Genomic DNA, 12,577 nt, shown 5'->3' on the forward strand with positions numbered 1-12,577 from the left:
GTTGCCTCCCGGGGAACGCCCGCGACTGTCGGCGGATGCCCATAAAGTGGGGCGGGTGGCCGTCCCAGATGTGAGTCCCGACGTGAGCCGGGCGCGGCAGGTGCTCGCCCGCGTCTTCGGCTACGACTCGTTCCGCCCCGGCCAGCAGGAGATCATCGAGCACGTCATCGCCGGCGGGGACGCGCTGGTGCTGATGCCGACCGGCGGCGGCAAGTCGCTGTGCTACCAGATCCCGGCGCTGGTCCGCGAGGGCGTGGGCGTGGTCGTCTCCCCGCTGATCGCCCTCATGCAGGACCAGGTGGACGCGCTGCAGGCGGCGGGGGTGCGGGCGGGCTTCCTCAACTCCACCCAGGACCACGACGAGCGCCGCACCGTGGAGGCCGCGTTCCTGGCCGGTGAGCTGGACCTGCTCTACCTGGCCCCGGAACGGCTCCGGCTGGAGCAGACCCGCCAGCTCCTGGACAAGGGCACGATCTCGCTGTTCGCCATCGACGAGGCGCACTGCGTCTCGCAGTGGGGCCACGACTTCCGGCCCGACTACCTGGAGCTGTCCCACCTGCACGAACGCTGGCCGGACGTGCCGCGCATCGCGCTCACCGCGACCGCCACCAGGGCCACCCACGCCGAGATCGCCGAACGGCTGAAGCTACAGGACGCCCGGCACTTCGTCGCCAGCTTCGACCGCCCCAACATCCAGTACCGGATCGTTCCCAAGGACAACCCCAAGCGGCAGCTCCTGCAGTTCCTGCGCACCGAGCACCCGGGCGACGCGGGCATCGTCTACCGGCTGTCCCGGGCGTCGGTGGAGGAGACCGCCGCCTGGCTGGTGGACAACGGCATCGAGGCGCTGCCCTACCACGCCGGGCTCGACGCGCGGACCCGCGCCGCCCACCAGGCCCGGTTCCTGCGCGAGGACGGGCTGGTCGTGGTGGCGACGATCGCGTTCGGGATGGGCATCGACAAGCCCGACGTGCGGTTCGTCGCGCACCTGGACCTGCCGAAGTCGGTGGAGGGCTACTACCAGGAGACCGGCCGCGCCGGGCGGGACGGGCTGCCGTCCACCGCCTGGATGGCCTACGGGCTGACCGACGTGGTGCTGCAGCGGCGGCTGATCGACACCTCCGAGGGCGACGACGCGCACCGCCGCCGGCTGAGCATCCACCTGGACGCGATGCTGGCGCTGTGCGAGACGGTCGAGTGCCGCCGGGTGCAGCTGCTCAACTACTTCGGCGAGCAGGCCGGGCCGTGCGGCAACTGCGACACCTGCCTGACGCCGCCCGAGGCGTGGGACGGCACCATCGCCGCGCAGAAGGTGCTGTCGGTCGTCCACAGGCTGTGGAACGAGCGCGGCCAGCGGTTCGGCGCCGGCCACATCGTCGACATCCTGCTCGGCAAGCCCACCCCCAAGGTCGCCCAGCACGGCCACGACTCGCTCAAGCCGTTCGGCGTCGGCACCGAGCTCAAGGAGGGCGAGTGGCGCGGGGTCATCCGCCAGCTCCTGGCCCAGGGCCTGCTGGCGGTCGAGTCCGACTACGGCACCCTCGGCCTGACCCCCGCCAGCGCCGAGGTCCTCTTCCAGGGCCGCAAGGTCCGCCTGCGCCGCGAGCCCGAACGCGCCAGGACCGCCGCCAAGGCCAAGGCCGCCAAGGAGCGCCGCGCCCCCGCCGAGCTGCCCGACCACGCCCGGCCGGTCTTCGAGCGCCTCCGCGCCTGGCGCGCCGCCACCGCCAAGGAACAGGGCGTCCCCGCCTACGTGATCTTCCACGACTCCACGCTGCGCGACATCGCCCTGCGCGCCCCCACCACCCTCGCCGAACTCGGCACCGTCTCCGGCGTCGGCGAGAACAAGCTCGCCAAGTACGGCCGGCAGGTCCTCGACACCCTCGCCGCCGACGCCTAGGCGTTCCGTCCGGCGTTCCGGGCCGCCGCCGGGCCGAGGGCATGCCGGTGACCTCGCCGGGGGCTCGTCCGGGAGGGGTGGTCCCGGCGAACGGTGCGGCGAGGGCATGGCCTGCGTCCGCCCGAGGCGGGCCCGAGCCGGGCCGCCCGCTCCTCGGCGCTCGGGGCCCGGAACGACCCTGGGCGTCCAAGGGGGAGGGCGGCCTTACCGGGTGCCCGTCCGGAGATCGGGCGTCAGCGTGTCAGCGTTCGCGTGGGGCCTCCGCGGTGTGGCGGCCGGCGGCGGCGGGACGGCGGCGCGGGGGAAGCAGCAGGCCCAGCAGGATCATGCCGACGCCGAGACCCAGGTGGAGCCAGTTGTCGGCGGTGTTGAGCGGGACGAAGTTGGCGCCGCTGTCGTGGTCGATGAACAGGCCGTACAGCCACAGCAGCAGATAGATCAGACCGCCGCCGACCAGGAAGCCGCGGGCGGCCGGGACGGTGCGCGCCAGCGCCAGCCCGAGGACCCCGAACAGGGCGTGCACCAGGTTGTGCAGGACCGAGACCTGGAAGAGACCGAACAGACGGGCGTCGGACTCATGCCCGGCGAACTGCATCTGGTCGTAGTTCGTGGTGATGCCCGGGATGAACCCCAGGATCGCGACCAGCAGGAAGACCGCGCCGACGGCGGCGGACGCGAGCTGGACGGGGGTCATCGCCCTGCGGCCGGTACGGGTCCGTCCGCCTTGCGCAATGTGGGACATGACACCTCCTCATGCCTGCATCGAGCAGGTGAGGGCGCTCTACCCGGCAATGGGCGACCTATCCACCTGCCGGCCGCGATGCCTACCCTGGAACCGGCGGACGGCCGCGGGCGCGATTCGATAGCGTGTTCTAACTCGACATCGTCCTCCACTCTGGGCTCATCGGCATCGTGGACCACCAGGCGCATCCCCCGGAGACGGCGTGACGGCTCCGCTGATCGGGCGGGACCACGCCGCCGGAATGCTGCGCGCCGAGATCGGCCGCGCCATCGACAGTCACGGCGGGCTGGTGCTGGTCACCGGGGAGGCCGGGATCGGCAAGACGACGCTGGTCGGCGACGCGGCGGCCGAGGCCCGGCGGCGGGGCGCGCTGGTGCTGGGCGGGTCGTGCTGGGAGTCCGGCGGCGCCCCCGGCCACTGGCCGTGGGTGCAGGTGCTGCGCGGGCTGCGCCGGGCGAGCGGCGCGGCGGAGTGGGCCGAACTGGAGGAGGCGTCCGGCGGGGCGACGGCGGTGCTGCTCGGCGAGTCGGCCGCCGCCGACGACACCGGGTTCGCGCTGTACGACGGGGTGACCTCCGCGCTGGTGGCGGCCTCGCAGCGGCGCCCGGTGACGGTGGTGCTGGACGACCTGCACTGGGCGGACGCCGCGTCGGTGCGGCTGCTGGAGTTCGCCGCCCAGCACGCCTGGTTCGAACGGCTGCTGCTGGTGGGCACGTACCGGGACGTCGAGGTGGAGCCGACCGACCATCCGCTGCGCCCGCTGCTGTCCGCGCTGGCGGCCCGCGCCACCATGATCACGCTGACCGGGCTGGACCGGGCCGCGGTGGGCGAGCTGATGGCCCGGACCGCCGGCCGCAGGCCCGACGACGACGTGGTGGCCGAGGTGCACCGGCGCACCGGGGGCAACCCGTTCTTCGTGGAGCAGTCGGCGCGGCTGTGGAGCGCCGGCGGCCCGGTGGAGGCCATCGCCCCGGGCGTGCGGGACGCGGTGCAGCGCCGCCTGTCGCTGCTGCCCGAGCCGGTGGTCCGGCTGCTGACCACGGCGGCGGTGCTGGGCCGGGAGTTCCACCGCCAGGTGCTGGCGGCCGTCGCCGCCGAGCCCGCCGACTGGGTGGACCGCCTGCTGGGCCGGGCGGTGGCGGCCCGGCTGGCGGTGGCGCGCGGGGGCGGCCGGTTCGCGTTCGCCCACGATCTGGTCCGCGAGACCCTCTACGACTCCCTCGACGAGCCCGGACGGCGGCACGCCGCGGTCGTCGAGGCGGTGGCGCGTTCGCCCGGCCTGGCCGGCCGGCTGCTGCCCGCCGAGCAGGCCCGGCACGCCTACCTGGCCCGGGACGTGCTCGACCCGGCGACGGTGGTGGGCCGGCTGGAGCACGCGGCCCGGGACGCGGGCGCCCGGATGGCGTTCGAGGAGTCCACCGGGCACCGCCGCCGCGCGCTGGAGGTGGCGGCCGCGCTGGGACCGCGCCGGCAGGCGCTGATCGCCGGGGAGCTCGGGGCCGACCTGCTCCACCTCGGCCGGCGGGACGAGGGATGGGCGCTGCTGGAGTTCGCCGCCGAGCGCGCCCGCGCCGCCGCCGACCCGATGGTGCTGGCCCGCGTCGCGATCACGCTGCACCACTGCGGGGACGGCGACGAGCGCGCCCGGCCGGCGGAGGACCTGCTGGCCGCCGCCCACCGGGCGCTGGCCGGCGGCACCGGCGATCCGATGCCGCGGGACCGGCCGGCCGAGGAGCTGGCCAAGGAGGTCGCCGTGCACGCGAGCGCGCTGGCCAGGCGGGAGGAGGACGACGAGGCGCTGGCCTACTTCCTGTGGTCGCTGCACCACCTGATCTGGGGGCCGGGCACCGCCGCCGAACGCGAGAGGCTGACCCGCGAGATCGAACGGATCACCCGGCGCATGCCGTCCGGGGGCGGCGACCACGACTCGCCCTGGTTCGCGGCGGCGCTGCGCTGGGTGGCGCTGCTGGAGCTGGGCGACCCGCGCTATCTCGACGCGTTCGAGACGTCCCTGGCCCTGGCCGAGCAGGGCGGGCGGCCGCACGAGAAGGCCGCCGCGACGGCCGACCGCGGCATCATCGCCGCGTTCCAGGGCCGCTTCGCCGAGGCCGCGGACCTGCTGGAAGAGGTGACGTGCTTCCCCGAGGGGGAGCACTTCGACGCGCACGGCGTGATGTTCCACCTGCGCTGGGCGCTGCTCGTGCTGCAGGGCCGCGCGGACGAGGACCCGCCCGGCAGGCCCCCTCCGCGAGGGAGCGTCCCCGCCCGGCTGATCGAGGGCCTCACCGCCCTGTACCGCGACGACCCGGACACCGCGCTGCACCACCTGGAGGCGCTGACCGGGTCCGGCAAGCCGATCCCCGGCATGTACGCCCCGCTGTTCCTGCGCCTGCAGGCACAGGTCGCCGCCGCCACCCGGGACCCGGAGCTGTGCGAACGGGCCCGCGCCGCGCTGTCCCCGTACGCCGGGCAGTGGGCGGTCTCGGTCTACGGCTGCGACATCGGCGGCCCCTACCGGCTGTGGCAGGCGGCCGTGGACGCCGCGCAGGAACGCTGGGACGAGGCCGTCCGGGGGTTCACGGCCGCCGCCGAGTCCGCCGAGCTGATGCACTCCCGTCCCTGGGCGCTGGAGGCCCGGACGGGCCTGGCCGAGGTGCTGGCCGAACACGGGGACGCCGGCGCCGCCGCCCTGCTGGAGGAGGTGGAGCGCGAGGCCGCCGAGCTCGGCATGCGGCACATCGCGGCGCGCGTCCGGCGGATCCGCCGTTCCCGGGACGGCGGGGCGGGGGAGACCGGCGGCGAGTTCCGGTTCGACGGGCGGGTCTGGTCGCTGACGTTCGCCGGGCGCACCGTGCACATGCCCGACGCCAAGGGGCTGCGGGACCTGCACCTGCTGCTGTCCGGCCCCGGCACCGACGTTCCGGCGGTGCGGCTGGCCAACCCCGAGGGCGGCGCGGAGGCCGCCGCCGCCCGCGCGCTGGGCGGCGACGAGGTCCTCGACGAGGAGGCCAGGATCCGCTACAAGCGCCGGCTGGCCGAGCTGGACGAGGAGATCGACCGGGCCGTCGCCGCCGGCGACGACGAGCGCGCCGCCGCCGGCGACCGCGAACGGGCCGCCCTGCTCGCCGAGCTGCGCGCCGCCGCCGGGCTGGCCGGGCGCACCCGCCGGCTGGGCGACGAGGCCGAACGCGCCCGCAAGACCGTCACCGCCCGCATCCGCGACACCCTCCGCAAGCTCGACGGGACCCATCCCGACCTGGCCGCCCATCTGCGCGACGCGGTCTCCACCGGCACCACCTGCGCCTACCGCCCGTCCCGCCCCGTCACCTGGCGGCTGTGAACGCCCGGTCCCCGGGCGTACGGTCGTTCATTTGCGGTTGTACAGCCGCATGGTGAGGGTGCCGAAGACGGCGACGAGGACGCCGCCGGAGACCGCCGTCCACAGCAGCTCACCGGTGTCGACGTCGCCGGACATCAGCCCGCGGACCGCCGCCACCAGGTGGCTGATCGGGTTGACGTCCACGAAGACCTGCAGCCAGCCGGGCATCGTCTCCGGGTCGACCAGCACGTTGGACAGGAAGGTCGCCGGGAACAGCACCATCATGCTGACGCCCATCACCGACTTGTCGGTGCGCAGCAGCAGCCCGAACATCGTCCACACCCACGACAGCGCGAACGAGAAGGCCACCAGCAGCGCGATCCCGGCCAGCACCCCGAGCACGCCGCCGCCCGGCCGGAAGCCCAGGACCAGCCCGAGCAGCAGGATCACGGTGGCGCCCATCGTGTAGCGGAACATGTCGCCGAGGATGTAGCCGACCATCGGGGCGGGCCGCCAGATCGGCAGGGTGCGGAACCGGTCGAACACGCCCTTGGTGATGTCGTTGTTGACCGTCACCCCGGTGTACATCGAGGTCATCACGACGCTCATCACCATGATCCCCGGCAGCAGGTACTGCAGGTACTCCCGGGTGGACCCGGCCAGCGCCCCGCCGAACAGGTAGGTGAACATCAGCGTCATCATGATCGGGAACGCGGTGACGTCGAACAGCTGCTCGGGCACGTGCTTGATCTTCAGCATGGCCCGCCAGCCGAACGTGACCGACGCCGACAGCGCGCTGGGCCGCGACGGCCGGGCCCCCGGCGACAGCACCGCCGAGATCGTCTCCGCCGAGGGGGTGTAGTCGGGCGCGGTGGTCGTGGCGGTCACTTGGCCACCTCCTGCTCGTCGTCGTGCTCCTCGGCGGGGTGGCCGGTGAGGGCCAGGAACACCTCGTCCAGGCTGGGCTGGCCGAGGGAGAAGTCGTCCACGGTGACGCCGGCCTCGTCGAGCTCGGCCAGCGCCCGCGACGCCTGCGCGGCGGCCCGGTCCCGGCTGCCGCCGTCCATGATCCGGGCGGTCAGCGCCACCGGGTCGGCGTCCAGTTGCACCTCGGCCTCCAGCACCCGGGCCAGCACCTGCCGCGCCTGCTCGCGCTGCCACCGGTCGCGCAGCCGGATGTGCACCGAGCCCGCGCCGACCGAGGACTTCAGCTCGCCCGGGGTGCCCTCGGCGATCACCTTGCCGTGGTCGATCACCGCGATCCGCCCGGCCAGCCGGTCGGCCTCCTCCATGTACTGGGTGGTCAGCAGGACGGTCGTGCCGTGCGCCACCACCGCCCGGATGATGTCCCACACGTGGCTGCGGCTGCGCGGGTCCAGCCCGGTCGTGGGCTCGTCCAGGAACAGCAGGTCGGGGGTGTTGAGGATGCTGGCGGCGATGTCCAGGCGCCGCCGCATCCCGCCGGAGTAGTTCTTCACCTGCCGGTCCGCGGCCTCGGTCAGCCCGAACGCCGCCAGCAGCGTGGCGGCCCGCTCCTTGGCGGCGGGCTTGCGGTGCCCGAGCAGCCGGCTCAGCAGCACCAGGTTCTCCATGCCGGTCAGGTCCTCGTCCACCGAGGCGTACTGCCCGGTCAGGCTGACCCGCGACCGCACCGCGTCGGCCTCGCGCACCACGTCGTGCCCGAACACCCGGGCCTGCCCGCCGTCCGGCCGCAGCAGCGTGGCCAGCATCCGGACCGTGGTCGTCTTGCCTGCCCCGTTCGGCCCGAGCACCCCGTACACCGTTCCGGCCGGCACCGTCAGGTCGATGCCGTCCACCGCCCGGGTCTTGCCGAACGACTTGACCAGCCCCGCCGTCTCGATCGCCGGCGGATCCCCCGACTCGCTCATGGCCCGGGCTCCCTCCGCGGACACTGCCGTACTCACCATCGTTCTTCCTCACCTCAGGGGTCAACAGGCTTCCGGAACGCCCCCTCACCCCGAAGGCGCGAGATCGCGACGGCCCCCCGCTAGATCCGATCTAGCGGGGGGCCGCCACGGCCGGTGACCGCGGCGTCGCGGACAGAGGTTGCGATGGGCTGGACGACACCCTAAATTTAAGGAATTCCTTAAGTGTGGAAGGTATCGTTGTCCTGGGCTGTGAAGGTCACAGACGAATACGCCACGTGGTTCCGAACCCTGATCAAGGAGGAACTGGACTCCGCCGTACAGGTCGCCCAAGCGGTCGCGGCACTGCGGGAAGAGGGGCCGGCTCTGGGGCGGCCTCTCGTCGACCGGATCAAGGGTGCACGGCTGCACCATCTGAAGGAGTTAAGGCCCGGATCGCGTGGCCGTTCCGAGATCCGGGTGCTGTTCGCCTTCGACCCGACGCGGTCGGCGCTGCTGTTGATCGGCGGGGACAAGGCGGGCAACTGGGAGCGGTGGTATCGCGAGAACATCCCTTTGGCGGAGCGGCTGTACATGGAGTACACCGCCGATGGCGACGAGAGGTGAGCATGGCGAAGCGGACGCCCCAGGACTGGGAGGACTTGGAGCAGGAGCTGTACGCGGCCGGAGTCTCCCGGGAGGAGGTCGAGGCCGGGGCGCGTCGGCTGATCGCCGAGGCACGGGGCCGTCAGCTGGCCGAGGCGCGGCGGCAGGCCGGTCTCGCGCAGAAGGACATCGCCGCGGCCATGGGAGTGAGCGTCGCGCGGATCTCACAGATCGAGCACGGGGAGACGGCCACGATCGAGACCATCGCCCGTTATGTGGAGGCGCTGGGCGGGCGTCTGGAACTCGTGGCGGACTTCGGTGACCGGACGATGAGGCTGCCGGTGAGCGACCAGGCGGAGGACTCCGCCGCGTAGTTCCGGGTCATTTGCGGGTGGGCTTGGTCATGGTGGGGTCAGGGGCGGGCCACATGCCCAAGGCCGTGTGATCAAACCGGCAGGACGTCAGAGGCCACCGCACTGGATCCGATCCGGCGGGGGGCCGTCGGCGGGAACGCGGTGGATGTCGTGATCAGTAGGAGGTCAGCTCGGCGGTGTCGAGGATCCCTTCGAGCGGCTCGGGGATCTGGAGTTCGTCGCCGAGCATCACGGACGTGCTGTGGTGGTAGTCGCCGCCCCGGGGGTCGGAGAAGATCGTGGCCTTGCGCTCGTACCGGTCGATCAGCAGATAGAGCGGAATGTCCGCGGCGGCGTACCCCCTGCGCTTGGGGCCGCGGTCCTTGTCGCCCTTGGCCTTCTCCCGCGACGTCACCTCCAGCACCAGCACGACCCCGTCCGGCTTGCTGTGCCAGTCGCGATCGGCGAACGTCCCCTTGGGCGCGGCCACCCCGTCCGGCACGTACTCGCCCTCCGGACTGATCAGCGTGAGGTTGCGGTGCAGCCGCAGCCCGTGCTCGCGCACCCAGTCGTCCACCGCGACGACGATCGTCTCGTGCTCACCATCGGGGGTCGGCGACACGATGATCTCTCCATCTATGAGCTCGGCCCGCATGCCCGGCAGCACCTCGATCGCGGCCAGGGCCTGACGCAGATCCTCTCGCACCGGAGGCTCGAACGGGGCGGCAGTCATCAATGCGCTCCCTCGTGGCTCGGCAGTGGTGGCGCCGTGAATTCGAAACTACCAGTGCCCCCGATGACGGCGCCGTCACCGAGGGCATGCCGGCGCGGGGTCATTTGCGGGTGGGTTTGGTCATGGTGGGGGTCAGGCGCAGGGCCAGGGCGGGGCACATGGCGACGGCGCGTTGCGCGTCGGTCTCCATCCAGGTGGGGATCTCGGTGTTGAGGACGACGGGGTAGCCGTAGCGGTCGAGCTGGATGAGCTCGGGGAGCAGGTAGGCGCACAGGCCGTGGCCCTGGCAGCGGCTCCAGTCGATGGTGACCTTGGTCTCGCCGCCGGTGGGGACGGGCAGGGGGAGGACCCCGAAGCAGGGCTGGTTGCAGGTGCCGTTCAGGCGGTGGGTCTCGATGTCGGCGGCGAACGCGGTGAGGGCCGACAGGGCGAAGCGGGCGGTGCCGTCCGGGTGGGAGCAGGCGCCGCGGCCCCGGCCGACGGCGGCGGCGCGGCGGACCTGCTCGGGGAAGCCGGAGCCGTCGACCAGGTTCTCCAGCGAACGGTAGAGGTCGGGCAGGCCGAGACGGCAGGGGCCGCACTGGCCCGCGGACTGGCCCGCCATGTAGGCGGCGATGCGGGCCACCTCCCTGAGCGGGCAGGTGCCCTCGGGCAGGGGGAGGATGATGCCCGCGCCCAGCGAGCCGCCGACCGCCTTGAAACCGGCGCGGGACACCACCGCCGAGCGCGCCGCGTCGGGGGTGATCCACTCGCCGTGGTAGCCGCCGACCAGGACGCCCTGCCCCGGCTCGACGCCGCACTCGGCGAACACCGTCGACAGCGGGGTGCCGAGCGGGACCTCGACGACGGTGGAGCCGCCGACCGTCAGCAGGGTGGTGCCGGGTTCGGAGTCGGTGCCGGCCGTGGAGTACAGGTCGGGGCCGAGCGAGGCCAGCACCGCGAGCTGCGCGAACGTCTCGGTGTTGGACAGCAGGGTGGGGCGGCCGTCGACCCCGGACTCGGCGGCCCGCACCTTGCGGCCGGGCGGGATGGGGATCTGGCCGTTGACGGCCCGGACGACCGCGCCGCTCTCCCCGGAGATGAACCGTTCGGGCAGGCGGACGATCTCGGCGTCCATCCGGCGTTCGGCCAGGGCGGTGCGGACGGCGCGGGCGGCGGCGCCGCTCTCCACCGCCACCACGATGTCGCGGGTGCCCAGCGCGGACGCGGCGATCTGGGCGCCGTCCAGCACCAGGTGCGGGTTGCGGGTCAGCAGCACCTTGTCCTTCTGGCTGCCGGGCTCGCCCTCGGCCCCGTTGACCACCACGACCGCCTCCGAGCCGTCGCGGTCGTCCTCCGCGCCGGGCAGCCACAGCTCCGCGTCGCCCCCGGCCGACCGTACCCGGGAGGCCACCGCCATCAGCTTGCGGGCGAACGGGAACGCCGCGCCGCCCCGGCCGCGCAGGTCCACCGCCTCGGTGATCTTCAGCAGCTCCTCCAGGTCCGGGGTCGGCAGCGCCCCGTGCAGCGCCCGGTGCCGGTCCAGGTCTATCCGGTCGAACCGGTCGAAGCCCATGGTCAGCCGAGGCCCGCCGATGGTCGCGATGGTCACCGCGGTCATGCCCGCCCCCCGTCCGTCCCGGTCCGGAACCCGTGCCGGCGCAGCACGTCGGCCAGCCGCAGCCCCGCCTCGGTCGGCACCAGGCCGGTGCCGCCGCAGGTGCCGCAGGTGATGTGCTCGGCCTCCTCCGGCCGGGTCCGTTCGTGCTCCTCGATGGCCCGTTCGATGGTCGCCAGCACGGTCGGCGCGTCACCGCCCTGCTGCTCTCCCGGCGGCGGCCGCCGCATGCCCGAGGCCCGCCACGCGGCCTGCGCCACCCTGCTCAGCTCGCCGGCGCGTTCGTGCCAGGCCTGCCAGGCCTCGCTGTAGACCTGGCCGGCGCCCGCGCACCTGGGGCAGTCGGTCTCCAGCGCCGCCAGCAGCCGGGCCCACTCACTGTCGCCCACGTCAGCCCTTCGGTCCTCGGTCCAGCCACCCGTCCGGCGAGCAGTACGCGGCGGAGGGCCCGGAAGGTTCAACGCGCCGCGGTTGACCCTTCGGAGCGGTGCGGCTCGTACTGCTTGGCACACCGCCCCGTCGTTCCACCGCGCGAGGAGCCGAGTTGCACCAGTACACCGGACGCCACGCCCGCCGCCGCGAGGACTACACCGCCACCCGTGAGCTGCCGCTGCCGCCGCCGCTGTACGCCCCCGACCCGCGGACCGCGCCTCCGCCGTGGCCCGCCCAGCGGCCCCAGCGGCGACGCCGGCGGCGGTCCGGCCACGCGCCGGTGCTGGTGGTGGCGGTGCTGCTCGCCGCCCTGGTCGGCGCGGTCGCCGGCACGGCGGGCACCCGTGTGCTGGACGAGCGTTCCGAGGTCCTGCCGCAGACCCGGACCGCGGGGGCGGACATGCCCGCCGGCCTGACCGCCGTCGCCAACCGGATGCGGCGCAGCGTGGTGTCCATCGAGGTGCGCCGCGCCGGGTCCCGCTCCACCGGGTCGGGCTTCGTGATCGATCGGCAGGGGCACGTCCTCACCAACGCGCACGTGGTGGAGGGCGCGTTCGGGGTGACGGTGACGCTGGCGGACCGGCGGGTGCGGCGCGCCGAGATCGTCGGGCTGGACACCGCGGAGGACGTGGCCGTGCTGACCATCGGCGCCGCGGGCCTGCCGGTGCCCCCGATGGGCGGTTCGGACCAGGTCCGGGTGGGCGACCAGGTGCTGGCGTTCGGCTCGCCGCTGGGGCTGGCGGGCACGGTCACGTTCGGCATCGTCAGCGCCCTCGACCGCCAGGTGGGGATAGGAGACGGCCGCACCATCCGGGCCGTGCAGACCGACGCCGCCATCAACCCCGGCAACTCCGGCGGGCCCCTGGTCAACACCCGGGGTCAGGTCATCGGCGTCAACACCGCCATCGCCACCCTCGGCGAGGGCCGCGCCCCCGGCGGCTCCATCGGCATCGGCTTCGCCATCCCCATCGACCGCGCCATGGCGGTCGCCGCCCAGCTCCTGGGTTCGACCCAGTAGCGGCGACCGCCG

At 73.8% G+C, this 12,577-nt stretch carries 11 protein-coding genes; 5 read left to right on the forward strand and 6 right to left on the reverse strand.

Annotated elements, in window-relative coordinates; all coding sequences use genetic code 11:
• The first annotated feature begins 55 nt into the window (after positions 1-55).
• Positions 56-1,900, forward strand: coding sequence for a DNA helicase RecQ (gene recQ / locus HNR21_RS10745; protein ID WP_182705077.1), 1,845 nt, complete (start codon positions 56-58; stop codon positions 1,898-1,900).
• 241 nt (positions 1,901-2,141) lie between these two features.
• Here the strand turns inward: recQ and HNR21_RS10750 are convergent, their stop codons facing one another.
• Positions 2,142-2,642 carry a DUF4383 domain-containing protein gene (locus HNR21_RS10750; RefSeq protein WP_182705078.1) on the reverse strand — a complete coding sequence of 167 codons (501 nt, stop codon included), beginning with the start codon at positions 2,640-2,642 and terminating at the stop codon, positions 2,142-2,144.
• A 202-nt stretch (positions 2,643-2,844) separates the two neighbouring features.
• On the opposite strand from HNR21_RS10750, the gene HNR21_RS10755 reads away from it, so the two are divergent.
• A complete protein-coding gene (locus HNR21_RS10755; RefSeq protein ID WP_182705079.1) occupies positions 2,845-5,982 on the forward strand; it encodes an ATP-binding protein in 3,138 nt (1,045 codons plus the stop codon).
• A gap of 27 nt (positions 5,983-6,009) precedes the next feature.
• On the opposite strand, the gene HNR21_RS10760 is transcribed toward HNR21_RS10755, so the two are convergent.
• Together HNR21_RS10760 and HNR21_RS10765 are read right to left on the reverse strand one after the other, a co-directional pair.
• Positions 6,010-6,849 (reverse strand): ABC transporter permease, encoded by an 840-nt coding sequence (locus HNR21_RS10760; RefSeq protein WP_182705080.1) that lies wholly within the window; start codon positions 6,847-6,849, stop codon positions 6,010-6,012.
• Positions 6,846-7,850 (reverse strand): ATP-binding cassette domain-containing protein, encoded by a 1,005-nt coding sequence (locus tag HNR21_RS10765; RefSeq protein ID WP_182705081.1) that lies wholly within the window; start codon positions 7,848-7,850, stop codon positions 6,846-6,848. The genes HNR21_RS10760 and HNR21_RS10765 overlap by 4 nt, the downstream gene beginning before the upstream one ends.
• 222 nt (positions 7,851-8,072) lie before the next feature.
• Here HNR21_RS10765 and HNR21_RS10770 point away from each other — a divergent pair, with 222 nt between their 5' ends.
• The gene (locus tag HNR21_RS10770; protein WP_312880976.1) at positions 8,073-8,453 is read left to right on the forward strand and encodes a type II toxin-antitoxin system RelE/ParE family toxin; all 381 of its coding nucleotides are present in this window, start codon (positions 8,073-8,075) and stop codon (positions 8,451-8,453) included.
• 2 nt (positions 8,454-8,455) lie between these two features.
• Complete coding sequence (locus HNR21_RS10775) at positions 8,456-8,806, forward strand: helix-turn-helix domain-containing protein (protein WP_182705082.1); 351 nt, start codon at positions 8,456-8,458, stop codon at positions 8,804-8,806.
• Between the two features lie 154 nt (positions 8,807-8,960).
• Here the strand turns inward: HNR21_RS10775 and HNR21_RS10780 are convergent, their stop codons facing one another.
• The 3 genes from HNR21_RS10780 to HNR21_RS10790 all read right to left on the reverse strand — a co-directional run bounded on the left by HNR21_RS10780 (position 8,961) and on the right by HNR21_RS10790 (position 11,504).
• On the reverse strand, positions 8,961-9,518 hold the full coding sequence (locus HNR21_RS10780; RefSeq protein WP_182705083.1) for a Uma2 family endonuclease: 558 nt from the start codon (positions 9,516-9,518) through the stop codon (positions 8,961-8,963).
• Between the two features lie 100 nt (positions 9,519-9,618).
• Positions 9,619-11,118, reverse strand: coding sequence for an NADH-quinone oxidoreductase subunit NuoF family protein (locus HNR21_RS10785; RefSeq protein WP_182705084.1), 1,500 nt, complete (start codon positions 11,116-11,118; stop codon positions 9,619-9,621).
• Positions 11,115-11,504: a hypothetical protein gene (locus HNR21_RS10790; RefSeq protein WP_119727042.1), complete on the reverse strand. Its 390-nt coding sequence runs from the start codon at positions 11,502-11,504 to the stop codon at positions 11,115-11,117. The genes HNR21_RS10785 and HNR21_RS10790 overlap by 4 nt, the downstream gene beginning before the upstream one ends.
• Before the next feature lie 155 nt (positions 11,505-11,659).
• Here HNR21_RS10790 and HNR21_RS10795 point away from each other — a divergent pair, with 155 nt between their 5' ends.
• Positions 11,660-12,565, forward strand: a complete 906-nt coding sequence (locus HNR21_RS10795; protein ID WP_220500119.1) for a S1C family serine protease — start codon at positions 11,660-11,662, stop codon at positions 12,563-12,565.
• Positions 12,566-12,577: the final 12 nt, after the last annotated feature.

The sequence above is a fragment of the Thermomonospora cellulosilytica genome, from assembly GCF_014138835.1.
Taxonomy (GTDB): Bacteria; Actinomycetota; Actinomycetes; order Streptosporangiales; family Streptosporangiaceae; genus Thermomonospora; species Thermomonospora amylolytica.